At 63.5% G+C, this 22,780-nt stretch carries 28 protein-coding genes; 17 read left to right on the forward strand and 11 right to left on the reverse strand.

Annotated elements, in window-relative coordinates; genetic code table 11:
* Nucleotide 1 precedes the first annotated feature (1 nt).
* Nucleotides 2-631, reverse strand: coding sequence for a pyridoxamine 5'-phosphate oxidase (pdxH, locus tag NKJ76_RS16870; protein ID WP_081725434.1), 630 nt, complete (start codon nt 629-631; stop codon nt 2-4).
* A gap of 28 nt (nt 632-659) precedes the next feature.
* Here pdxH and NKJ76_RS16875 point away from each other — a divergent pair, with 28 nt between their 5' ends.
* Nucleotides 660-1,121: an RT0821/Lpp0805 family surface protein gene (locus NKJ76_RS16875; protein ID WP_023702032.1), complete on the forward strand. Its 462-nt coding sequence runs from the start codon at nt 660-662 to the stop codon at nt 1,119-1,121.
* A gap of 124 nt (nt 1,122-1,245) precedes the next feature.
* Complete coding sequence (locus NKJ76_RS16880; protein WP_023692090.1) at nt 1,246-2,175, forward strand: DnaJ C-terminal domain-containing protein; 930 nt, start codon at nt 1,246-1,248, stop codon at nt 2,173-2,175.
* A 19-nt stretch (nt 2,176-2,194) separates the two neighbouring features.
* Here NKJ76_RS16880 and NKJ76_RS16885 read toward each other — a convergent pair whose 3' ends face one another.
* Complete coding sequence (locus NKJ76_RS16885; RefSeq protein WP_023818972.1) at nt 2,195-2,830, reverse strand: TetR/AcrR family transcriptional regulator; 636 nt, start codon at nt 2,828-2,830, stop codon at nt 2,195-2,197.
* A gap of 187 nt (nt 2,831-3,017) precedes the next feature.
* Between NKJ76_RS16885 and mddA the strand changes: the two genes are divergently transcribed.
* From mddA to NKJ76_RS16900, 3 genes are all read left to right on the forward strand, one after another.
* Nucleotides 3,018-3,752, forward strand: a complete 735-nt coding sequence (gene mddA, locus NKJ76_RS16890; protein WP_023692088.1) for a methanethiol S-methyltransferase — start codon at nt 3,018-3,020, stop codon at nt 3,750-3,752.
* Between the two features lie 219 nt (nt 3,753-3,971).
* Nucleotides 3,972-4,793 (forward strand): enoyl-ACP reductase FabI, encoded by an 822-nt coding sequence (fabI, locus tag NKJ76_RS16895; protein WP_023692087.1) that lies wholly within the window; start codon nt 3,972-3,974, stop codon nt 4,791-4,793.
* Nucleotides 4,794-4,839: 46 nt separating this feature from the next.
* Nucleotides 4,840-5,427 (forward strand): histidine phosphatase family protein, encoded by a 588-nt coding sequence (locus tag NKJ76_RS16900; protein ID WP_352537932.1) that lies wholly within the window; start codon nt 4,840-4,842, stop codon nt 5,425-5,427.
* 82 nt (nt 5,428-5,509) lie between these two features.
* Here NKJ76_RS16900 and NKJ76_RS16905 read toward each other — a convergent pair whose 3' ends face one another.
* Nucleotides 5,510-5,764: a DUF1344 domain-containing protein gene (locus NKJ76_RS16905; protein WP_023685405.1), complete on the reverse strand. Its 255-nt coding sequence runs from the start codon at nt 5,762-5,764 to the stop codon at nt 5,510-5,512.
* A 184-nt stretch (nt 5,765-5,948) separates the two neighbouring features.
* Here NKJ76_RS16905 and aroC point away from each other — a divergent pair, with 184 nt between their 5' ends.
* Nucleotides 5,949-7,064, forward strand: coding sequence for a chorismate synthase (aroC, locus tag NKJ76_RS16910; protein WP_352537933.1), 1,116 nt, complete (start codon nt 5,949-5,951; stop codon nt 7,062-7,064).
* A gap of 74 nt (nt 7,065-7,138) precedes the next feature.
* Nucleotides 7,139-8,239: a 3,4-dihydroxy-2-butanone-4-phosphate synthase gene (ribB, locus tag NKJ76_RS16915; RefSeq protein ID WP_023668438.1), complete on the forward strand. Its 1,101-nt coding sequence runs from the start codon at nt 7,139-7,141 to the stop codon at nt 8,237-8,239.
* A 317-nt stretch (nt 8,240-8,556) separates the two neighbouring features.
* Here ribB and NKJ76_RS16920 read toward each other — a convergent pair whose 3' ends face one another.
* Nucleotides 8,557-9,780, reverse strand: coding sequence for an MFS transporter (locus NKJ76_RS16920; protein ID WP_352537934.1), 1,224 nt, complete (start codon nt 9,778-9,780; stop codon nt 8,557-8,559).
* A gap of 118 nt (nt 9,781-9,898) precedes the next feature.
* Here NKJ76_RS16920 and NKJ76_RS16925 point away from each other — a divergent pair, with 118 nt between their 5' ends.
* The 8 genes from NKJ76_RS16925 to NKJ76_RS16960 all read left to right on the forward strand — a co-directional run bounded on the left by NKJ76_RS16925 (nt 9,899) and on the right by NKJ76_RS16960 (nt 16,515).
* The gene (locus NKJ76_RS16925; RefSeq protein ID WP_352537935.1) at nt 9,899-10,507 is read left to right on the forward strand and encodes a TetR/AcrR family transcriptional regulator; all 609 of its coding nucleotides are present in this window, start codon (nt 9,899-9,901) and stop codon (nt 10,505-10,507) included.
* Nucleotides 10,508-10,601: 94 nt separating this feature from the next.
* Nucleotides 10,602-11,585 (forward strand): hypothetical protein, encoded by a 984-nt coding sequence (locus NKJ76_RS16930; RefSeq protein WP_023668435.1) that lies wholly within the window; start codon nt 10,602-10,604, stop codon nt 11,583-11,585.
* A 71-nt stretch (nt 11,586-11,656) separates the two neighbouring features.
* The gene (locus tag NKJ76_RS16935) at nt 11,657-12,583 is read left to right on the forward strand and encodes a histone deacetylase family protein (RefSeq protein WP_023747548.1); all 927 of its coding nucleotides are present in this window, start codon (nt 11,657-11,659) and stop codon (nt 12,581-12,583) included.
* Nucleotides 12,584-12,586: 3 nt separating this feature from the next.
* The gene (locus NKJ76_RS16940; protein WP_023668433.1) at nt 12,587-12,838 is read left to right on the forward strand and encodes an exodeoxyribonuclease VII small subunit; all 252 of its coding nucleotides are present in this window, start codon (nt 12,587-12,589) and stop codon (nt 12,836-12,838) included.
* A 38-nt stretch (nt 12,839-12,876) separates the two neighbouring features.
* Nucleotides 12,877-13,143, forward strand: a complete 267-nt coding sequence (locus tag NKJ76_RS16945) for a DUF2277 domain-containing protein (RefSeq protein WP_023668432.1) — start codon at nt 12,877-12,879, stop codon at nt 13,141-13,143.
* A 10-nt stretch (nt 13,144-13,153) separates the two neighbouring features.
* The gene (locus tag NKJ76_RS16950; protein ID WP_023685413.1) at nt 13,154-14,074 is read left to right on the forward strand and encodes a pirin family protein; all 921 of its coding nucleotides are present in this window, start codon (nt 13,154-13,156) and stop codon (nt 14,072-14,074) included.
* A 101-nt stretch (nt 14,075-14,175) separates the two neighbouring features.
* Nucleotides 14,176-16,089 (forward strand): 1-deoxy-D-xylulose-5-phosphate synthase, encoded by a 1,914-nt coding sequence (gene dxs, locus NKJ76_RS16955; protein ID WP_352537936.1) that lies wholly within the window; start codon nt 14,176-14,178, stop codon nt 16,087-16,089.
* Between the two features lie 141 nt (nt 16,090-16,230).
* The gene (locus NKJ76_RS16960; protein WP_023668429.1) at nt 16,231-16,515 is read left to right on the forward strand and encodes a hypothetical protein; all 285 of its coding nucleotides are present in this window, start codon (nt 16,231-16,233) and stop codon (nt 16,513-16,515) included.
* On the opposite strand, the gene NKJ76_RS16965 is transcribed toward NKJ76_RS16960, so the two are convergent.
* Nucleotides 16,512-16,913, reverse strand: a complete 402-nt coding sequence (locus NKJ76_RS16965; RefSeq protein WP_023716106.1) for a GFA family protein — start codon at nt 16,911-16,913, stop codon at nt 16,512-16,514. The genes NKJ76_RS16960 and NKJ76_RS16965 overlap by 4 nt on opposite strands.
* Nucleotides 16,914-17,059: 146 nt before the next feature.
* Here NKJ76_RS16965 and NKJ76_RS16970 point away from each other — a divergent pair, with 146 nt between their 5' ends.
* Both NKJ76_RS16970 and NKJ76_RS16975 read left to right on the forward strand, forming a co-directional pair.
* Nucleotides 17,060-17,854, forward strand: a complete 795-nt coding sequence (locus NKJ76_RS16970) for a TlyA family RNA methyltransferase (protein WP_023830287.1) — start codon at nt 17,060-17,062, stop codon at nt 17,852-17,854.
* Entirely contained in the window at nt 17,851-19,086 is a 1,236-nt protein-coding gene (locus NKJ76_RS16975) for a class I SAM-dependent RNA methyltransferase (RefSeq protein ID WP_352537937.1), read from the forward strand. Before NKJ76_RS16970 ends, NKJ76_RS16975 begins: the two co-directional genes overlap by 4 nt.
* A gap of 67 nt (nt 19,087-19,153) precedes the next feature.
* On the opposite strand, the gene NKJ76_RS16980 is transcribed toward NKJ76_RS16975, so the two are convergent.
* The 6 genes from NKJ76_RS16980 to NKJ76_RS17005 all read right to left on the reverse strand — a co-directional run bounded on the left by NKJ76_RS16980 (nt 19,154) and on the right by NKJ76_RS17005 (nt 22,628).
* Nucleotides 19,154-19,543 carry a type II toxin-antitoxin system VapC family toxin gene (locus NKJ76_RS16980; protein WP_023834470.1) on the reverse strand — a complete coding sequence of 130 codons (390 nt, stop codon included), beginning with the start codon at nt 19,541-19,543 and terminating at the stop codon, nt 19,154-19,156.
* On the reverse strand, nt 19,530-19,805 hold the full coding sequence (locus tag NKJ76_RS16985; RefSeq protein ID WP_081732289.1) for an AbrB/MazE/SpoVT family DNA-binding domain-containing protein: 276 nt from the start codon (nt 19,803-19,805) through the stop codon (nt 19,530-19,532). Before NKJ76_RS16985 ends, NKJ76_RS16980 begins: the two co-directional genes overlap by 14 nt.
* A gap of 77 nt (nt 19,806-19,882) precedes the next feature.
* Nucleotides 19,883-21,295, reverse strand: a complete 1,413-nt coding sequence (gene tldD, locus NKJ76_RS16990) for a metalloprotease TldD (RefSeq protein WP_023738485.1) — start codon at nt 21,293-21,295, stop codon at nt 19,883-19,885.
* 208 nt (nt 21,296-21,503) lie between these two features.
* Complete coding sequence (locus NKJ76_RS16995; protein WP_352537938.1) at nt 21,504-21,755, reverse strand: YbjN domain-containing protein; 252 nt, start codon at nt 21,753-21,755, stop codon at nt 21,504-21,506.
* Entirely contained in the window at nt 21,670-21,972 is a 303-nt protein-coding gene (locus NKJ76_RS17000; protein WP_352537979.1) for a type III secretion system chaperone family protein, read from the reverse strand. Before NKJ76_RS17000 ends, NKJ76_RS16995 begins: the two co-directional genes overlap by 86 nt.
* A 71-nt stretch (nt 21,973-22,043) precedes the next feature.
* Complete coding sequence (locus NKJ76_RS17005) at nt 22,044-22,628, reverse strand: invasion associated locus B family protein (protein ID WP_023668422.1); 585 nt, start codon at nt 22,626-22,628, stop codon at nt 22,044-22,046.
* Nucleotides 22,629-22,780 lie beyond the last annotated feature (152 nt).

A 22,780-nucleotide genomic window follows, 5' to 3' on the forward strand; every position in this document is an offset into this window, starting at 1 on the left:
CTCAGGGATAAAGCCGTGTCTTGTCCCAGCCGCCTTCGGCGTTGCGCGAAAAGACCAGCCGATCGTGCAGCCGAAATGGCCGGTCGTGCCAGAACTCGATCGCCTGCGGCACGATGCGGAAGCCCGACCAGTGCTTTGGCCGCGGGATTTCGCCGATAGGGTAGCGCGCCGTGTATTCGGCCACCGCCTTCTCCAGGGCAAAGCGGCTTTCCAGCGGCCGCGACTGTTTCGAAGCCCATGCGCCGATCCGGCTGCCGCGCGGCCGCGTCGCGTAATAGGCGTCGGCTTCAGCGTCGCTGACGATCTCCACCGGACCGCGTATGCGCACCTGGCGGCGCAGCGATTTCCAGTGGAAGCACATCGCCGCCTTCATGCTGCCAAGAATCTCGCGGCCCTTGGCGCTCTCGAAATTCGTGTAGAAGACAAAGCCGCTTTCATCGAAACCCTTGAGCAGCACCATCCGCACATCCGGCATGCCGTCGGCATCGACGGTTGCAAGTGCTACGCCGTTGGCGTCGTTGATTTCGCTTTTCTTGGCGTCCTCCAGCCACTCGGCAAAGAGCCGGAACGGCTCGGCGGCTTCGGTAAAGTCACTACTTGTTAACTCAGTGTCACTCATAGTTTTTCTCAAATTGTCTCGAGCTTCAGGAGGTTGCCGATTGTCGCGTATCGCGCAAGCTTTTGACAGCGGGCAATGGAGCGTTATCGCTTCGGCCAGTTCGAAAGCCGTGATCGTGATTATCGCCCTGCCGCTTGCCGCCTGCGGCGCCGGCGGCTTCAGCCTGGAAAAGGCCGAGGTCGACCGTTCCATCGTCACCTCGAGCGCGCCGGCTAGGGTGACATCGACGGACGCCGACAGCGCTTCCGACCAGACCACGATCGGCAATGCAGTGTCTTCGGCCGACATCGAGGAGCTTCGCGGCCAGGCCGTGCCGTGGGCGAATGCCGACACCGGCTCGCGCGGCTCCATCACCGAACTCGCCGAAGTGCAGGACAACGGCCAAGACTGCCGCAGCTTTACCGCCTCGCGCGAAAGCTTCGACGGCGTCACTTTGTTCAAGGGCCAATTGTGCATCGCCGCGGCCGGCGGCTGGCACATGCAGGACTTCAAACCGCTCTGATTTTCCAGGGTTTGCGGGCGCCGCAATTTCAGCCTCGATAAGCCTGCGCGCCACTGGAATTTCTTCCTATGGGAGCGCATATAAGGGCCAACGTGGATTTAACTCATTTTCCAGGGCAGGACGCATGCGCGACCCCTATGAGGTGCTGGGCGTTGCCAAGAACGCATCGGCCAAGGACATAAAATCGGCCTACCGCAAGCTCGCCAAGAAGTATCATCCGGACCAGAATCCGAATGATCCCAAGGCCAAGGACCGTTTTGCCGCCGCCAATCAGGCCTATGAGGTCGTCGGCGACGAGAAGAACCGTGCGGCCTTCGACCGCGGCGAGATCGACGCCGACGGCAAGCCGAAATTCCAGGGCTTCGAGGGCGCAGCCGGCGGCGGCGATCCGTTCGGTGGCTTCCGCCGCCAGCAGGGCGCCGGCGGCTCGCGCTTCGAATTCCGATCCGGGCGTCCGGGCGGCGATCCGTTCGACGGCAACAGCGATATCTTCAGCCAGATTTTCGGCGACGCCTTTTCCGGCGCGCGCGGCGCCGGAACAGGCGACCGCCGCCAGCAGGCGACCGCCGCCGATCTGAACGTCACGCTCGACGTCACCATCGAGGAGATAGCGACCGCCGAAAAGGTGACGGCGATGTTCCCCGACGGCCGCAAGATCGCGGTCAAGCTGCCGGTCTATGTCGAGGATGGCCAGACCATCCGGCTGAAGGGCCAGGGCGAGCAGGGGCCGGGACAGCCGGGCGATGCGCTGGTCAAGATCCGTATCCGCAGGCACCCGCGCTACCGCATCGAGGGCCGTGACTTGCATGCCGATCTGGAGGTAGCGTTGGCCGACGCGGTGCTGGGCGCCAAGGTGCCGGTCGACACGCCGACCGGCAGGCTGGCGGTCAACATTCCGGCCTGGTCGAGTTCCGATAAGGTGCTGCGCCTGAAGGGCAGGGGCTTGCCGGAAAAGGCCGGCGGCCATGGCGATCTCTACGCCCATGTCCGCATCATGCTGCCGGAAGGCGGCGACAGCGAACTCGAAGCGCTGATGCGCAGCCGCAAAGGCTGACGCGGCTCGACTTCGCTGGCTAACTGCCGGGCGCCACTTCCTCCATCCGCCGGATGGTTTCGCCGAAGCGGCGCAGCGCCTGCCGCACCGGGACATGCGGGCTCTCGATCTCCAGCAGGATCATCGTCTCGCTGCCGAGGAAGGCGGCGCTGACCAGGCTGGTCACTTCGGCGGCGGAGAATGGCCCGAGGCCGCCGAACCGCCGCTCCGCCTCTTGCGCCAGTCCGTCCAGCAGTTCGAACCAGCCGCGCAGGTCGCGGCGCACCGCCTTGGCGATTTCGGGGCTCGACAGGCTTGCCGCGATCATCTCGTGCAGGATCCGGACATAGCCGGACGCCAGATCATCGTCGAGGAAATCGCAAGCGCGCTCCCAGCGCTGCCACAGCGGCATCGGTGCCGCAAAAGTCTCCGCCTGGCGTTTCAGCAGGCCCTCGTTCAGATGGTCGAGCAGGGCCAGGAACAGCCGTTCCTTGGAGCCGAAATGGTAATGGATCTGGCTGAGCGGAACGCCGGCGATCTCGGCAACGCGGCGCGTCGACAGATCGGCGTAGCCGCCTCGATGGAGGCACAACTCGGCGGCCGAAATCAGTTCGGCGCGCGTGTCGCGCTTTTGCTTGTTCTGCGGCGGGGTAACGGCTTCGGCAGCGTCCGTCATGCGGCGTGGCTGCCGCTGGTAGCGGTGCAATCTGGGCGGATCATAGCTTCTCCTGTCCGGGGCTGGACGTCCCTCCACTCTATCTCGGTCGATCGACCGATCAAGTTGACTCGCTAGAAAATTTATGGTTTTTGACACTGAATTCGGTCGACCGACCGAATCCTGATGCTTGCATGGAGGGGCAGTCATGGCGGGCGTAATCACCCTTATCTACGGCGTTGCCGCATACCTGATTTTTCTCGGTTCGTTTCTCTATGCGGTCGGTTTCGTCGGCAACCTGGTCGTGCCGAAATCCATCGATTCCGGAGTCGCTGGAAGTCCGGTCGAAGCCGTCATCGTCAATGCGCTGCTGCTCGGCCTTTTCGCCGCCCAGCACAGCATCATGGCGCGGCCGGTTTTCAAGCGCTGGTGGACACGGATTGTCCCGCACGCGGCCGAACGCAGCACCTATGTGCTTTTGGCCAGCCTCATCCTGCTGCTGCTCTACTGGCAATGGCGGCCGATCCCCGGTCTCGTCTGGACGGTCGAGAACCCGGTCTGGGTCGCCGTCATCCATGGCGTGTTCTGGCTCGGCTGGGCGGTATTGTTGACCAGCACCTTTCTGATCAACCATTTCGAACTGTTCGGCTTGCGCCAGGTTCTCGCCGCTTTGCGCAAGAGCGAACCGGCGCCGCCCGTGTTCAGGACGCCGCTGTTCTACAAATGGGTCCGGCACCCGCTCTATGTCGGCTTTCTCCTGGCCTTCTGGGCGACGCCGTCGATGACATGGGGCCATCTTCTGTTCGCGGCGGGCAGCACCGGCTACATCCTGCTCGGCATCTTCCTCGAGGAACGCGATCTCGTCGCGATGTTTGGCGATCAGTACCGCCTCTACCGCAAGCAGGTGGGAATGCTCATTCCCTGGCGCAAAATGGCTGGATAGGGCCGATGCGGTGCCGGCCAGCCGATTCGGCTGCCCGGCCTGGGCCGTCAAGGCGCGCTGGCCGCAGTGAGGCGTTCGAATCTCACAACAACCTTATTATCCCCCATTCGTTGTCACGCCGAGTGTCTGAATTGAACGCGCGCCCCGTCTGTGCTTGATGCGCCTTTCTGCGTGTGCGATAGGCACTCCAAAGCAGAAAACCTTTCGGAGAGCGCTGACATGGCGGGTGGACAGGGCCTTATGGCCGGCAAGCGCGGCCTTATACTGGGCGTCGCCAACAACAGATCGATTGCCTACGGCATCGCCAAGGCCTGCGTCGACCATGGCGCCGAGATCGCGCTGACCTATCAGGGCGAGGCGTTCAAGAAGCGCGTCGAGCCGCTGGCTGCGGAACTGGGCGCCTTTGTCGCCGGTCATTGCGATGTCACTGATCCGGCGAGCCTCGACGAGGTGTTTGCCAATGTCGCCAGGCATTGGGGCGGCAAGCTCGACTTCCTCGTCCATGCCATCGCCTTTTCCGACAAGGACGAACTGACCGGACGCTATGTCGAGACGACGCGCGACAATTTCCTGCGCACCATGGACATTTCGGTCTATTCCTTCACCACCATCGCCAAGCGCGCCGAAGCGCTCATGACCGATGGCGGTTCGCTGCTGACGCTGACCTATTATGGCGCCGAAAAGGTCATGCCGCATTACAACGTCATGGGTGTCGCCAAGGCCGCGCTCGAAGCCAGCGTGCGCTATCTCGCCGTCGACCTCGGCGGCAAGAAGATCCGCGTCAACGCCATCTCGGCCGGGCCGATCAAGACCTTGGCTGCTTCGGGCATCGGCGATTTTCGCTACATCCTGAAGTGGAACGAATACAATTCGCCGCTGAAGCAGACCGTCACCCAGGAAGAAGTCGGCGATTCCGCCGTGTATTTCCTGTCGGACCTGTCGCGTGGCGTCACCGGCGAAGTGCATCATGTCGATTCAGGCTATCACGTGGTCGGCATGAAGGCGGTCGACGCGCCGGATATTTCGACCGTCAAGGAATAGATCTGCCGCGGTTTCCGCCTGCCTGTCCTGATTTCCGGAAGACCTGATGGTTCCGCTCGTCTACATCGTGCGCCATGGCCAGACGCAGTGGAATGCCGAGTCGCGGCTGCAGGGCCAGGCCGACACCGATCTCAACGCACTCGGCCGCGAGCAGGCGACCCGCAATGGGCGGCGGCTGGCCGAGCTGATCCAGAACCCTGAGGATTTCGACTTTGTCGCCAGCCCGATGAATCGGACGCGCGAGACGATGCAGCGGCTACGCTTGGCGATGCAACTCGATCCCGATGCCTACCGCACCGACCCGCGTCTGGTCGAGGTGCACTTTGGCGACTGGCAGGGCTTTACCTATGCCGAACTCGATGCGCGAATGCCGGGCTCGGCGAAGGCGCGACGGCGCAACAAATGGAATTTCCAGCCGCCGGGTGAGGGCGCCGAAAGCTACCAGATGCTGCTCGAACGGGTGAAGCCGTGGTTCGACGCGCTCGACCGCCAGACGGTCTGCGTCACGCATGGTGGCGTCGTGCGGACCCTGTTTCGGATGGTCAAGGGTGTTTCCGAACACGAAGCGGCAAACCTGGAAGTGCGGCAGGACCGGGTGCTCAGGCTGCAGGACGGGCGCCTGGATTGGCTTTAGATTCGAGCGGATAAACAGGACGACTGTCCTGTTTATCCGGGCAGGGCTCCGCCGAGCGGCAAGACCCTGTTCGGCGTCGGTCTTATTCGGTGTCGGGCAGTTCCATATCGGTGACGACGTTCTCGCCATTCGTCACGTCATAGGCAATGACGATATCCATGCCCGGTTTCAGCGAATCGAGATCGGTCTCGGCGTTGAGCTTGAAGGACTTACCGTCCTCCAGCGTCAGCGTCAGCGCGTCCTTGTCGACCTTCTTGATCAGGCCTTCGGTCTGGCCGGCATAGGCGGCGGTGGAAATCAGCAACATGGCGGCAGCAGCGCCAATCAGGGTACGCATCGTCGTCCTCTTTGTCATTGCGCCTGCACGGATGGCGGCGAGCTTTCAACGGGCGGATGGAAGAGAGCAGAAACCAACCGAATGTGTCAAAACTAAAACCGCCGGTTCACAGTTTGACCGCTGTGGAAAACGCCAATAGAACGCACCCTTGATCCGGCTCCGCTGCCGGGCAGGGCTAAAATTCATGTCTCACAACACGTTCGGCCATCTCTTCCGCGTCACCACCTGGGGCGAAAGCCATGGCCCGTCGCTCGGCTGCGTGGTCGATGGCTGCCCGCCCGGCATCCGCTTCACACGGGCCGAAATCCAGGCCGAACTCGACAAGCGCCGTCCCGGCCAGTCGCGTTTTGTGACCCAGCGCCGCGAACCGGACGAGGTGAAGGTGCTGTCCGGCTTCATCCTCGACGAGGACGGCGAGACGATGATCACCACCGGCACGCCCGTCTCGATGCTGATCGAGAATGTCGACCAGCGCTCCAAGGACTATGGCGACATTGCCCGCCAGTACCGTCCCGGCCACGCCGACTACACCTATGAAGTCAAATACGGCCTGCGCGACCATCGCGGCGGCGGTCGTTCCTCGGCCCGCGAGACGGCGGCGCGCGTGGCGGCCGGCGCGCTCGCCCGTAAGGTGGTGCCCGGCATGGTGGTGCGCGGCGCGCTGGTGTCTATGGGCGAGAAATCGATCGACCGCGCCAACTGGAACTGGAATTTCATCGGTGACGCCGAAAACCCGTTCTTCACCCCCGATCCGGCCTCCGTTCCGGTCTTCACCAGCTATCTCGACGGCATCCGCAAATCCGGCTCCTCGGTGGGCGCGGTTATTGAAATCATCGCCGACGGCGTGCCAGCCGGCCTTGGCGCGCCGATCTATGCCAAGCTCGACCAGGACATCGCGTCCGGCCTGATGTCGATCAACGCCGTCAAGGGGGTCGAGATCGGCAACGGTTTCGAAGCCGCCCGCATCACCGGCGAACAGAATGCCGACGAGATGCGCATCGGCAATGACGGCAAGCCGGTCTTCCTGTCCAACAATGCCGGCGGCATTCTGGGCGGCATCTCGACCGGCCAGGCGATCGTCGCCCGCTTCGCCGTCAAGCCGACCTCGTCGATCCTGACGCCGCGAAAATCCATCGACAAGGACGGCAACGACGTCGACGTCATGACCAAGGGCCGCCACGACCCCTGCGTCGGCATCCGCGCCGTGCCGATCGGCGAAGCCATGGTTGCCTGCGCCATCGCCGACCATTATCTGCGGCACCGGGGACAGACAGGCCGGGGATTAGGCAGTAGGGATTAGGCAATAAGCCAGCCCGTCCTTCCTTCCCTAACTCCTACTGCCCAACCCCTATTCCCTGCGAGCGAAGCGAGCCAATGCCATACGATCAGAAGAAAATCGTCGAAGCCATCCGCGCCTTCGAGCGCGGCGAGATCGTCGTCGTCATGGACGATGACGGGCGTGAGAACGAGGGCGACCTGATCGTTGCCGCCGTGCATTGCAGCCCGGAGAAAATGGCCTTCATCATCCGTCACACCTCCGGCATCGTCTGCACGCCGATGCCGCGCGAGGAGGCCAAGCGGCTCAATCTGCAGCCGATGGTCGCCGACAATGATTCCGCCCACACCACGGCCTTTACCGTCAGCGTCGATTTCAAGCATGGCACCACCACCGGCATTTCGGCCGAGGACCGCACGCTGACCGTGCGCAACCTGGCCAACGGCAATGTCGGCGGTTCGGATTTCGTTCGCCCCGGCCACATCTTCCCGCTGATCGCTAGGGAAGGCGGCGTGCTGATGCGTTCGGGCCATACCGAAGCCGCGGTTGACTTGTGCAAACTTGCCGGCCTGCCGCCGGTTGGCGTGATCTCGGAGTTGGTCAATGACGACGGCACCGTCAAGCGCGGCCCGCAGGTGGCGAGCTTTGCCGAGGAACATGGCCTCAAGCAGGTTTCGGTCGCCGACCTCATCGCCTATCGGCAGCGCAAGGAAACGCTGGTCGAACGCGTCGCCTGCTCCGAAATCGACACACTCGGCGGCAAGGCGCAGGTCTTCACCTACACGCTGCCCTGGGATTCCATGCACCATGTCGCGGTCGTTTTCGGCGACATCCGTGACGGCGAGGACGTGCCGGTGCGGCTGCATTCCGAGGATGTGGTGACCGACGTGTTCGGCACCAGCCACCGGCTCGACGCCATTATGAAGGCGATGGGCGAACGCAAGCGCGGCGTCATCGTCTATCTCCGGGAGGGTTCGGTCGGCGTCGCCCATCAGGAGCGCAACCGGCCGATGAGTGCCGACCGTGAGGACCACGAAGAGGCCCGCCGCCGTGAGAACGAGTGGCGCGAAATCGGCCTCGGCGCCCAGATCCTGAAGGATCTCGGCATTTCCTCGATCAACCTGATCGCCTCGCGCGAGCGCCACTATGTCGGGCTTGAAGGCTTTGGCATACATATCGCCAAGACCGAGATTATCTAGTTCGTCGCGCAAGAGCGACGCTGCCGAAAAAATTGCGCGGGCAGGTCGCCTGCTTCTGCGATTTGCTGAAGCCTCCACGCGTTCGTCATCCTATGGCGAAGCAAGGAGCGAAGCGACGCGGCGCAGACCATAGGATCCATGCCGCGACTTCGACGCGTTGCAACGGTGCAGAATTCTGCTCCGCTGCACCCTACGGTAACGGAATGGCTCCTCGGGTCTGCGCTTCGCTTCGCGTCGCTCCGTGATGACGACGCCAGAGGCCTCACCTAATTCCGAACGTTTGCGGTGGTCTCCAAAGCGAACGTCAGGCCGCGTCCTTACTCCGCGGGAACGGCGGCCGCGTCGCATCCGTCCAGCTCGCATGTGTGGGTGGCCAGGCTGCGCTGGCCCAGCAACACCGTGACCAATGCGATGACGCCGGACGCCACCGAGACCCAGAACCCGTTGCGGGCGCCGAATTCATCCACCACCGCACCGGCGGCAAACGAACCGAGCGCCATGCCGATGCCGATGCCTGTCATCACCCAGGTAATGCCTTCGGTCAGCATCGCTTCCGGCACGTGGCGTTCGATCAGGCCGAAGGCGGTGATGAAGGTTGGCGAGATCGCCACGCCGCTGATGAAAACGGTCAGCGCCAGCAGCGGCACCGTGTCGGCGGTGAGCGGCAGCAATGCGCCGAGCGCAACGAGGGCGACCGCGAGGGCCAACTGGCGCTGCAGCGGCGCTTTCAGGTTGAGCGCACCGACGACGAGGCCGAGCACGAACGATCCCAGCGCATAGACGCCGATGACGAGGCTGGCGGCGCCCGGCTGGCCGAGTTCCTTGGTGATCGCCACCGTGCTCACTTCCGTCGTCGCGAAGGTGGCGCCGACGAAGATCAGGGCGAAGGTGATGATCTGCACCGGCCTGAGCCGGATTGCCGAGCCGCTCGAGACATGATTCACCGGCCGCACTTGTGGTTCGGTCGAACGCTGCAGGATGAAGGCTGCCGAGCCAAGGGCGAGGAACAGCGTGCTGGCCAGGACACCGGCTTCCGGGAACAGAGCGGCACTCAAGCCCACCGACAGCGATGCGCCTGCAATGTAGACGAGTTCGTCCGCCGCCGATTCGAAGGCGAATGCGGTGTTCATCTGCGGCCGGCCGCGAAAAATCTCGGTCCAGCGCGCGCGCACCATCGCCGGCATGCTGGGCATGGCGGCGGCCGCCAGTGCCGACACAAACAGCGTCCACACCGGCCAGTCCTGATTGGCTGCGGCAATCAGCACCGCGAAGGCGAGCACGGTGAGGATGGTGGTCGGAATCACGATCCGCGCCTGGCCGAGGCGATCGACCAGCCGTGATATCTGCGGCGCCACGAAAGCGTTGCTCAGCGCGAACGTCGCCGAGACAGCTCCCGCCAGCCAGTATTCGCCACGCGTCTGCGACAGCATGGCCACGATGCCGATCGGCGCCATGGCGATCGGCAGCCGCGCGAGGAAGCCCGCGGCGGCAAACCCCTTGGCTCCAGGGGCACGAAAGATTTCCGAGTATGGGTTTTGCATGGCTGGTTCCTCGACAAAGGCCAATTCGACAATTACATACGATGCGTATGAATATAGGTAGTCGATACGCCGCGTATGTCAATTGGCATACGAAGCGTATGTGAATAAGGCCAGAACCATGCACAGACCCCGCAAGGAGATGATTGCCGAAACGCGCGCCAAGCTGATCACGGCGGCCCGCCACGCTTTCGGCACGATCGGCTATGCCGACGCGTCGATGGACGACTTCACCGCCTCGGCCGGGCTGACGCGCGGTGCGCTCTATCATCATTTCGGCGACAAGAAGGGCCTGCTGCAGGCCGTCATCGCCGAAATCGATGGCGAGATGGCCGTCCGCATCCATGAGATTGCTTCGCGGGCGCCAAGCCGCTGGCAGCGTTTCGTCGACGAATGCACGACCTATATCGAGATGGCGCTGGAGCCGGAAATCCAGCGCATCATGTTTCGCGACGGTCCGGCTGTGCTCGGCGATCCGGCGCAATGGCCGAACGCCAATGCCTGCGTCGGTTCAATGACCGATCATCTGACCGCTCTGCAGCACGAGGGGGTGGTCGTCCCCGGCGTCGACCCCGAAACCGCCGCACGGCTGATCAACGGCGCCAGCAGCCAGGCGGCGCAGCGCATCGCCAATTCGAACGATCCCGAAGCCACGTCGAAGACCGTGGTGGCGGCCTTCCAGCAACTGCTCGAAGGCTTGCTCAAAAAGCAGGGTTCGCATCCGGCCTGAAATCTCACGAGCCGATCCCCGGCGTTTGCCGAGATTGACAATTTTCGGCCCAGGTTCATCCTCGCCGTCCATCTCTGAGGGGAGATTCGGGCGCATGTGGGATTTCGAAATCGGCAGGTCGGTGTCCATCATGATCAGGACATGGCCATTCATCGTCTTTCGCATGATCGTCTATTTCGGCATCACGCTCGCCTATATCGTGGCGACCGGCAGCGGCGCCTCCGTCGGCTATGGCGTCGGCCACATCTCCACCGATCCCGACGGGCCGCTGTCCTTTGCGCTCTGGGGCGGCATCGTCGGCATCGGCGTCGTTTCGATCGCGCTGTACTGGATCCGCGAATACATCCTCTATGTCGTCAAGGCCGGCCATATCGCCGTCATGGTCCATCTGATCGATGGCCGCGAGATTCCCAATGGCCAGGACCAGATCGCCTACGCCAAGGGTGTGGTGAAGGAACGTTTCGCCGAGGCCAACATCCTTTTCGTGGTCGACCAGCTGGTCAAGGGCGCCATCCGCGCCATCACCGGCCTGATCGGCGGCATCGCCGCCTTCCTGCCCATTCCGGGCCTCGGCGGCCTGGTCGCTTTCATCAATACGGTCATCCGCCTGTCGCTGACCTATGTTGACGAGATCATCCTCGGCTACAACATCCGTATCAACTCGTCGTCGCCCTTCGAAACCGCCCGGCAAGGCGTCGTGCTCTATGCCCAGAACGGCAAGACCATGGTCAAGAACGCCGTCTGGCTGGCGGTCATCATGTGGGGTGTGTCCTTCGTCATCTTCCTTTTGATGCTGGCGCCGGCCGCCGCCATCATGTGGTTCATTCCGGGGCAGCTCGGCGGCTGGGCCTTCGTGCTCGCCATCCTCCTTGCCTGGGCCTTCAAGGCGGCCTTCATCGAACCCTTCGCCATAGCCTGCCTGATGCAGGTCTATTTCAAGACCATCGAAGGCCAGGTGCCGAACGCCGAATGGGACCAGCGGCTGGCCGAGGGGTCGTCCAAGTTCAGGGAACTCAGGGATAAGGCGCTGGCCTCCTTCGGCGGCTCGCGCTGGACGCAGCCCGCGCCCGGGGTGTAATCCTTGTTGAACGTCGGGGCGGTGAGGCGTCAAACCATGGTCAAAGCGGCCGGGCGCGCCTATATCGGGTCATGGTCACCAGGCTCTACACCCATCCGATCTTCCTCGAACATCTGACGCCCCCCGGTCATCCGGAGCGGCCGGACCGCTTGCGCGCTATCGAGCGCGTGCTCGACGACGAGGCCTTCACCGCACTCGATCGGGTAACGGCGCCGCAAGGCGACGAGGCCACAATCCTCTACGCCCACCCCGAGGATTTCGTCGCCCGCGTCCGCGCCGCGATCCCTGAAAGCGGCATTGCCTCGATCGACGCCGACACCAGCGCCAGCCCGAAAAGCTGGCAGGCGGTGGTGACCGCCATCGGTGCCGCCAACGCCGCTGTCGACGACGTCTTCGAGGGCCGCGTCGCCAATGCCTTCGTCGCCTCACGTCCGCCCGGCCACCACGCCGAAAAGACCACGGCGATGGGCTTTTGCCTGTTCAACACCGCGGCGATTGCCGCGCGTTATGCGCAAAAGAAACACGGCGCCGAGCGCGTCGCTATCGTCGATTGGGATGTCCATCACGGCAACGGCACGCAGGACATCTTCTGGGACGATCCCTCGGTGCTCTATTGTTCGACGCACCAGATGCCGCTCTATCCCGGCACCGGCGCCAAGAGCGAAACCGGCGCCGGCAACATCGTCAACGCCCCGCTGGCGCCGCAGACCGGCTCGGACATGTTTCGCGATGCCTTGCTGTCGCGCGTCCTGCCGGCGCTCGATAATTTCGCGCCCGATCTGATCATCATTTCCGCAGGGTTCGACGCTCACCATCGCGACCCGCTGGCCGAGATCAACCTCAGCGAGGACGATTTCGACTGGGCGACAGGCCAGTTGCTGGAACGCGCCGGGCGCCACAGCGGCAACCGGCTCGTCAGCCTGCTTGAGGGCGGCTACGATCTGCAGGGACTGGCATTTTCGGTCGCCGCCCATGTCGGGCGGCTGATGAAGGGGTAAAGTATGGCTGGCGAAGCAAATGAAGACGTGAAGGCGATGAGCTTCGAGCAGGCACTCGACGCGCTGGAAAAGATCGTCGATGATCTGGAACGCGGCGACGTGCCGCTCGACCAATCGATCAAGATCTATGAGCGCGGCGAGGCGCTGAAGGCCCATTGCGACCGGCTGCTGAAGGCGGCCGAAGACAAGGTCGAGAAGATCAGGCTGTCGCGTGATGGCAAACCGGTGGGAACGGAGCCGCTCGACGCGGAGTAGTGGAATGGGGCGGGCATAAAGCAGATAGGAGTTCAAGCATGTGCAGAAACATCAAGACCCTGTTCAATTTCGAGCCGCCGGCGACCCATGACGAGATCCGCGACGCCGCCCTTCAATTCGTGCGCAAACTGAGCGGAACGACGCGCCCCTCGCAGCGCAACCAGGCAGCCTTCGACCGTGCCGTCGAGGCGATCGCCGAATCGGCGCATGAATTGCTGCATTCGCTGGAAACCACGCATCATCCGCGCAATCGTGAAGAGGTGGCGGCCAAGGCAAAAGCCAAATCGGCGCTCCGCTTCGCCTGAGGACATCCAGATGAGTTTCTTCCCCGGCAAGGACCCTGAGCCTGGCGATGCCTTCGCCAGCGACCAGATCGAGCTCATGGTCATTCCAAACGCCAAGGACATTGGCGGCTTCCAGGTTCGTCGCGCTCTGCCGACGGCAAAGCGGCGGCTGGTCGGTCCCTTCATCTTCTTCGACCGCATGGGGCCGGCGATCTTGCGCGCCGGCCAGGCGATGGATGTGCGCCCGCACCCGCATATCGGGCTTTCCACCGTCACCTATCTGTTCGACGGCAATATCAGGCACCGCGATTCGCTCGGCACCGAGATGGTCATCCAGCCCGGCGACGTGAATTTGATGACCGCCGGCCGCGGCATTGTCCATTCCGAGCGCACGCCCGAAGAACTGCGCGGCGCGCCGATGTCGGTCTCCGGCCTGCAGACATGGCTGGCTTTGCCCGACGGCAAGGAGGAAGTGGCGCCGGTGTTCGAGAACACGGCCGCGCTCCTTCTGCCCGAGATCGACGCCGAAGGTGTTTCCGGCCGCGTGGTGATCGGCGATTTCCAGGGACTGCGCTCGCCGGTAAGAGCCGACACCGAGACGCTCTACGCCGATCTGAGGCTGGCGCCCGGCGCCAGCGTCAAAATTCCCGCCGACGCCGAGGAACGCGCCATCTACACGCTGGACGGCGATGTCTCAATCTCGGGCGACCGTTTTCCGGCCGAACGGCTGCTGGTGTTCCGGCCTGGCGACGAGATCGTCGTGTCGTCCGAGCGCGGCGCCCATTTCATGCTCTTCGGGGGCGCTTCGCTCGGCTCTCCGCGCCACATCTGGTGGAACTTCGTCTCGTCGTCGAAGGAACGCATCGAACAGGCCAAGCAGGAATGGAAGACGGGCCGCTTCGATATCGTTCCTGGAGATGAGGAAGAGTTCATTCCGTTACCGGACAATTAACGTCAGCATCACCCGCGTCACTGACACGCATTTACATTCCGGCGACGCAGGCATATTTCGCCATGATCGACGCGCATTATAGCTGAGCAGGCCCTTTAACAGTGAACGCAACGCTGCATACGCCGCTTCTCGACAAGGTCCGCATTCCAGCCGACCTGAAGAAGCTTGACCAAAGCGAGCTGCCGCAGCTGGCCTCGGAGCTGCGCGCCGAGCTGATCGATGCCGTCTCGCATACGGGCGGGCATCTCGGCGCCGGCCTCGGTGTCGTCGAACTGACGGTGGCGCTGCACTATGTCTTCAACACGCCGGAAGACCGCGTGATCTGGGATGTCGGCCACCAGGCCTATCCACACAAGATCCTGACCGGCCGCCGCGACCGCATCCGAACGCTCAGGCAAGAAGGCGGCCTGTCCGGCTTCACCCGTCGCGCCGAGAGCGAATACGACCCGTTCGGCGCCGCGCACTCTTCGACCTCCATTTCCGCCGGCCTCGGCATGGCCATGGCGCGCGACCTCTCGGGCGGCCACAACAATGTCATTGCCGTCATCGGCGACGGCGCCATGTCCGCCGGCATGGCCTATGAAGCCATGAACAATGCCGGCGCGCTTGATGCCCGGCTGATCGTCATCCTCAACGACAACGACATGTCTATCGCGCCGCCGACCGGCGCCATGAGCGCCTATCTGGCGCGGCTCGCGTCGGGCAAGACCTATCTTGGCCTGCGCGATTTCGGCAAGAAGCTGACCTCCTATCTCGGCAAGCGCGCCGACCGCGCCATCAAGCGGGCGGTCGAGCATGCGCGCGGCTACGTCACCGGCGGCACGCTGTTCGAGGAGCTTGGCTTCTACCATATCGGCCCGATCGACGGCCACAATCTCGAGCATCTGATCCCGGTGCTGAAGAACGTCCGCGACCATGCCGACGGCCCGGTGCTGATCCATGTCGTGACCCAGAAGGGCAAGGGCTACGCGCCGGCCGAGGCCGCGGCCGACAAATATCACGGCGTCAACAAGTTCGACGTCATCACCGGCGCGCAGACCAAGGCCCCGGCCAATGCGCCGGCCTACACCAAGGTGTTCGCCGAGAGCCTGGTCCAGGAGGCCCGCCTGGACGACCGCATCGTCGCCGTCACCGCCGCCATGCCGAACGGCACCGGCCTGGATTTGTTCGGCGAAGCGTTTCCGACCCGGACCTTCGATGTCGGCATTGCCGAGCAACATGCCGTGACCTTCGCCGCCGGCCTCGCCAGCGAGGGCTACAAGCCCTTCGCCGCCATCTATTCGACCTTCCTGCAGCGCGCCTACGATCAGGTCGTCCATGATGTGGCGATCCAGAAACTGCCGGTGCGTTTCCCGATCGACCGCGCCGGTTTCGTCGGCGCCGACGGCGCCACTCATTGCGGCGCCTTCGACACCACCTTCCTGGCGACGCTGCCGGGCTTCGTGGTGATGGCGGCTGCCGACGAGGCGGAGCTTCGCCACATGGTGCGCACCGCCGCCTATTATGAGGAAGGCCCGATCGCCTTCCGCTATCCGCGCGGCAATGGCGTTGGCGTCGACATGCCGGAGCGCGGCTCGGTGCTTGAAATCGGCAAGGGCCGCATCGTCAGGGATGGCACCAAGGTGGCGCTCTTGTCCTTCGGCACGCGGCTGCAGGACTGTCTAATGGCCGCCGAGGAACTCGGCGCGGCCGGACTGTCAACGACGGTTGCGGACGCCCGTTTCGCCAAGCCGCTGGACGAGGATTTGATCCGCCGTCTCGCCCGCTCGCACGAAGTGCTGGTGACGGTGGAAGAGGGCGCTGTCGGCGGTTTCGCCAGCCACGTGCTGCAGTTCCTCGCCCATGAAGGCTTGCTGGAAAGCGGTCTGAAAGTTCGGCCGCTGGTGCTGCCGGACGAGTTCACCGACCACGCCAAGCCGGAAAAAATGTATGCCGATGCCGGGCTCGACGCGGCCGGCATCGTGCGCACCGTGTTCGTCGCGCTCGGCCATTCCGCACGCGCGCAACGCGCCTGAATCAAAACCTCACGCAGCTGAAGCCGGTGCCGGCTGCAACCTTATGTTAACGCTTCTCTTTGGCGTTTCGCTTACCGTCTCTTTTGGCCGTTTTTCAACGCCGCCCTGCTAGAACTGCCTCCAGGCAGGGAGTTAAAAACAATGCGAACGCTTCTGTGCGGCGCGGCCCTTTTGGCCGTCATCGCCGCGCCGGCCATGGCCGAGACGCGCTATGACCGCAAGCTCGAACAGGCGGTGGCAGGCATCGTCGCCCGCAAGATGGGCGATATCAGGGGCGCTTTTTCCTACAAGCAGGTGCCGCAGCTTGTCGTCGTGCCGGACGCACCAGTCGTTGCTGTCGAGCGCCCGCGCAAGCAGGCTTCAGATGACGGAAGCGACGGCCTGATGCCGGCCGTTGAACGGCAGGTCTCACGGACGATCTTCTAAAACCACATATCGCGCACGCAGCGCCCATCGCGCGGCAGGTCGTCATAAGTGTCCAGCCCGTCGAAATGGTCGATCGGCAGGTCGGCGACCGCCTCCGGCGGTGCCAGCCTGACATTGACGGCGATACGCGTGCGGCCGCTGTCGCTGCGACGCAAACCGCGCCAGGCAAGCACGCAGGCGCATGTCGGGCAAAACAGGATTTCCAGCGACGGCGTCTCCTTGCCGGCGCGGGTGTAGGACTGCACAGGCCCCGCAAGCCGGATACGCTCGTCGACAAAGTCATAGGCCCAGAGCGTGCCATAACGGCGGCAAAGCGTGCAATTGCAGGCCGTGATCGGGCCGGGATCGCCTTCCAGGGTCCAGTGGGCGGTGCCGCAATGGCAGGTTCCTGTCAGCATTCGTCTTCCTCCGCATTGCCTGAGCCTCTACATCTTGCCGGACTGGCTGCGATATTCAACCGGGCGGACTGGCTTGCGGCCCGGGTCTCGACGTCCTCCCATGCCAATGTCCTTGCCTTCGCGGCCGGCTTTCGCCATGAAGGCCGATGAACTCCCCTCTGCCAGCCAGCACACGCCAGCGGCTCGACGAATTGCTCGTCCAGCGCGGCCTGTTTGCGAGCCGCTCGCGCGCCCGCGACGCGGTCGAGCGCGGCACCGTGACCGTCGACGGCGTGGTCGCCCGCAAGCCGGGCCAGACGGTTTTGCCGCAATGCCTTATCGTCATCGACGATCCGGCGCAGGGCTATGTCTCACGCGCGGCGCTGAAGCTGATTGCCGGGCTCGACCATTTCGGTCTCGATCCCGCGGGCAGTGAAGCCCTCGATATCGGCGCCTCGACGGGCGGCTTCACCCAGGTGCTGCTCGAACGCGGCGCGGCCCATGTCACGGCCATCGATGTCGGCCACGGCCAGATGCATCCCGACATTGCGGGCGACCCGCGCGTGACGGTTATCGAGGGCCTCAACGCTCGCGAGCTCGCGGCTGCCGATCTCGGCGGCCGCATCCCGGATTTCATCGTCTCCGACGTCAGCTTCATCTCGTTGAAACTGGCGTCGCCACCGGCGTTGGCATTGGCACGGGACGGCGCTCGTGCGGTGTTTCTGGTCAAGCCGCAATTCGAGGCCGGCCGCGAGGCAATCGGCAAGGGCGGTCTGTTGAAAGACCCTTATGACGCCGCCCGTGTGGCCGGCTTGCTGCAGGAATGGCTCGAAGGCGTCCCTGGCTGGCGTACATTGGGTCTGCACATGTCGCCGATCGAAGGCGGCGACGGCAACCGCGAATTCCTGCTTGCCGGGATCAAGGATGCCGGGACCAAGGATGCCGGGATCAAGGACCGATGAGCACGGGCTTCACCATCAAGAGACTGGGTTCGCAGGGCGACGGCGTCGCCGAGACGGAAACCGGCGAGATGTTCATTCCCTTCACCCTGCCCGGCGAGACCGTCACCGCCGCGCGCGAGAGGGATCGCGCCATGCTGATGGCGGTATTGGAGACGTCGCCGCTGCGTATCGATCCGGCCTGCCGGCATTTCACCGAATGTGGCGGCTGCGCCGTCCAGCATCTGCAAGCCGACGCTTACCAGCAATGGAAACGCGACAAGGTCGTGCACGCCTTGAAAGGCATTGCCGGCGACATCGGCGCCCTGGTGCCGTGTGCGCCACACACACGCCGCCGCGTCGTGCTTGCCGCCAGGCGCGCCGACACAGGCATGCTGCTTGGCTTCCATCGCCATCTGTCGCCGGAAATCATCCCCATCGAGGAATGTCCGATCTCGCTGCCGGAGATCGTTGCCGCGCTCGATCGCTTGAGATCGGTCGCCGACCTGGTTTGCGCCACCACCAAATCGTTCCGGATGGCGGTCACTGTGACGGGCTCGGGGCTTGACGTCGCTGTCTATGAGTCGGGCAAGCTGGGCGAGAACCAGCGCCGGGTCGCCTCCAACTTCATCATGGCCAATGGCTTTGCCCGGCTTTCGATCGACGACGAGATTGTCATCGAGCCGAAAAAGCCGGTGGTCATGTTCGGCACAGTTGCTGTCGCCATACCGCCTGGCGCCTTCCTGCAGGCAACGCAAGCCGCCGAACAGGCGATGGCCGATCTCGTTGGCGGACATCTGAAGCGGGCCAGGAAAGTCGCGGATCTTTTCGCGGGCTGCGGCAGCTTTGCGCTTCGGCTGGCGGCCAAATCCGAAGTCCACGCGGTCGAAGGCGACGCGGCAGCTCTTTCGGCGCTCGACCGCGGATCGCGCTTCGCCACCGGCCTGAAGCGGGTAACCGGCGAACGCCGCGACCTGTTCCGGCGGCCGCTGACGTTCAAGGAACTGAATGCTTTCGATGGCGTCGTCTTCGACCCGCCGCGCGCCGGCGCCGAGGACCAGTCGAAGCAGATCGCCCGCTCGGATGTGCCGTTCGTCGCCGCCGTCTCCTGCAATCCGGTGACGCTGGCACGCGACCTACGCATCCTGATCGACGGCGGCTACATCTTGAAGAGCGTCACGCCCATCGACCAGTTCCTGTGGTCGCCGCATGTCGAGGCCGTGGCGCTGCTGGAGAAGCCGAAACGGCGACGTTAATCCGCCGATTTTCACAAGGCCGTGCTTGAGTTTGCCGCCCCCCCGCAAGACGTAGCCGGCTGGCAAACTAGCCTTCGCGAACGCTTTCGTACCCGGCCGCTTGTGCGGCCTTGATGAACTTACGGTCGAAGGACACAAATGCTGAGCATTGCGAGGACTTGCCCAGATGGAGCGCATCGGCGAAATCCATTCCCGTCTCGGCTAGATCGACCGCGGAAGAGACGATCGCAGCATCCTCTATCTCGACAGTGGGAAGCCCGCCGAACACCCGCAGTGCATTGACGATCGAGGCCTGATCATAACCATAGCCGCTGCGCAGCACCCACTCAGCCTCCAGGATCACCGTGACGGCGACGAAAACGGGCTGACCGTCGATCAGCCGCCGGGCTCGCGGGGACTGCTCGGGATCGTCGTTCGTCAGATACCTGACGACAACGTTGGTATCAATCGCGAGCATGGCGCCGCCGTGCTTCAGCAAGGACGGCCGCGTCCATCTCCTCCAAGGTCTTCGGTCTGCCACTGTGCGGCAGGACACCAAAGACATCTTCTGGTCGTGTCGGGGCAAAGGCAGGCGCCGGTCTCAAAAGTACACCGTCCGGTGTGTCTTCGACCTGCAGGCGCGTGCCCGCGCCCCAGTCCCTCCGTTTGCGGATAGCGCTGGGCAGGATTACCTGTCCCTTGGTCGAGACGGTCGTTATAAGTTTTTCGGTCGCAGCCATCGCGAAGGACCTTTGCGTAAGACGAACGTAAGATAGCCCTATCGCGGAAGGTATTCAAGCCGACCGGATTCGTATCCTCAAACCCTGGTGCCGCCGACCGTCATCTGGTTCATCCTGAGATGCGGCTGGCCGACGCCGACCGGCACGCCTTGTCCGGCCTTGCCGCACATGCCGATGCCGGTGTCGAGCTTCATGTCGTTGCCGATCATCGACACACGGTGCATGGCGTCCGGTCCGTTGCCGATCAGCATGGCGCCCTTGATCGGCTGCGTCACCTTGCCATTTTCGATCATGTAGGCCTCGGTGCAGCCGAACACGAACTTGCCCGAGGTGATGTCGACCTGGCCGCCGCCGAAGGATACGGCATAGATGCCGTTCTTGACCGAGGCGATGATCTCATCCGGCTCCATGTCGCCCGCCGTCATATAGGTGTTGGTCATGCGCGGCATCGGCTGGTGCGCATAGCCTTCGCGCCGGCCGTTTCCCGTGGCTTTCATGCCCATCAGCCGGGCGTTCTGGCGGTCCTGCATGTAGCCGACAAGCTTGCCGTCCTCGATCAGCACATTGCGGGCCGAAGGCGTGCCTTCATCGTCGACGGTCAGCGAACCCCGCCGCTCCGGCATGGTGCCGTCATCGACCACGGTAACGCCCTTGGCGGCGACCTGCTGGCCGAGCAGGCCGGCAAAGGCGGAGGTCTTCTTGCGGTTGAAGTCGCCCTCCAGCCCGTGGCCGACGGCTTCGTGCAGCATCACGCCCGGCCAGCCGCTGGACAAAACGATGTCGAACGTTCCGGCCGGTGCGGGAATGGCTTCGAGATTGACCAGCGCCTGCCTGAGGGCCTCCCTGGCAGCATGCTTCCAGGCGTCCTCGACCAGGAACTCGCCGAACGCCTTGCGCCCGCCCATGCCATAGGAGCCGCTTTCCTGGCGGTCGCCGTCGCCGACGACGACCGAAACGTTGATGCGGACCAGCGGGCGGATGTCGCGCACGATCTGGCCGTCGGCGCGCACGATCTCGACATGCTGCCAGGACGCCGCGAGCGAGGCCGTCACCTGGCGCACGCGCGGGTCCTCGGCACGCAGCCATGCGTCGATCTCCTGCAACAGCTTGGCCTTGACCTCGAAGGAAGGCGAGGGGATCGGGTTCTCCTCGCCATAGAGATGGCGGTTGGTGCGCGCGGGTGCCGCGGCAAGCGTGCCGGAATAGCCGCCCTTGACGGTCGAGACCGCGTCTGCGGCGCGCAGCAGCGACGCCTCGGAAAGATCGCTGGAATGGGCGTAGCCGCTGGCCTCGCCGGCCACGGCGCGCAGGCCAAAACCCTGGTCGGTGTTGAAATTGGCGGTCTTCAGCCTGCCATTGTCGAACATCAGCGCTTCGCTCTCGCTGTATTCGAGGAACAGTTCGCCATCATCGGCGCCGTTCAGTGTGTCGGCGACGATCCGCTTGATGCGATCGTCTGAAATGTCGAATTGGCCGGTCAGGCTGTTCATGGCAGGTCCGCTCACAAGAGGAATGGTGTTGCCACGATGTAGGCGCGAAGACGCGCCTGCACAATCCGCAATGACGATCCGCAGCCGGACAGTCGAGCGCTAATGCATGTCGCCCAGAAGTGTGCCGCGGTTCTGGGACAACGACATGCATCAAAAAGACCTAAAGCGCGTCGTACGAATCCGTTTCAGCGCGACGCGCTTTAGGGCCCTACTTCTCGTCCACGAACGCTTTGATGTCGCTGGTCATGGAATCCCAGTTCGAGAACTGCTCTTCGAGGTAGGAGCGGGTAACGCCGCCCCTGAACATAACATCCATCGTGAAGTTCGACCCGTCACCGGAAAAGGCCTTCACCCAGCGGTATTTCTTGTTCCATTCATTGGCCTGGTCGGCCGTGAAGGGGTCGGTATAGCCCCGAGGAGAACTGGATAGACTTGCACTTCTCATGGTTTTCGCAGCCATAGAAGTAGATCACATATTTCATGCCCTGGAGCCGGCCGGAGATCATCGGATCACCGCCGTCATCCTTGTCCATCTTGGCCGAGCCATAGCCTTTCGCAAGCTCGAAAATGACGGCCGGATCGGGCGCCGTGATGATTTCGGTATCCTCGGCAAAGGCGACGGAAACGGCGCCGGTCAGGATCAGACCGGTCGAAAAAAGCAAAGAAAAAGCACGCATGATGACCCCCACAGCCAACAATCAAACCCGTGGGAATTGTGCGTCAGGAAACGGTTTCGCAAGCATCAAGCTCAGGGCAGGGCGGCAAAACCGTCGGCGAAGCCCTTGAGGTCGACAGGGATGCCGATGCCTTCTTCCGGCGTCTGGAAGACGATGAAGGTGGCCGACGTCCCGGTCTTCAGCGTATCGAGCAGCGGCTTTTCGAGAATGACCTCGGCATAGCAGCCGTCCTGGAAGCAGCGCACGAAATAGGCGCGGCCGATATCCTTGCCGTCGACATTGAGGCCCAGGCCATTGGGCAGCAAAACGCCGAGCGGCGCCAGCACGCGCAGGATCTCAGCCTTGTTGTCGGCGGTGCGCAGGACGACGACGGACAGTCCCATTTCCGGGCGATCCTCGGCAACGACGTTCTGCATCATCACGCATTGTTCCGAGGTGGCGCCGGCCGGCGTGTCGCAGATGATCGACCACGCGCCATGCGTTGACTTGACCGTGCCGCTGGGCTGCGCTGCATTGGCGACGCCGGTTGCGGACGAGCCGATACCGATCAGGGCGGCGAGAAAAACGACCTTCGCCCCGCTTCTCGAAAGCCAAGCGCTTTTCGAATGCCAGGCGCTCTTCGAATGCCAGGCGTTTCTCGAAAGCCAAGAGGTCATGACGGCTCCATTGCGAATCACGGCACTTTAAGCCGCGCCAAGGCCAAGTAAAGGATAGGGCGACCGCCGGTCAGCCCCGGCAGGCGCAATAATGCGCTTTTCCCTAGCAAATTCGCCCGAATTGCGACCGTCGGGCGCATTCCGGACACAAG

Source organism: Mesorhizobium sp. M0029 (assembly GCF_040323735.1).
Classification (GTDB): domain Bacteria; phylum Pseudomonadota; class Alphaproteobacteria; order Rhizobiales; family Rhizobiaceae; genus Mesorhizobium.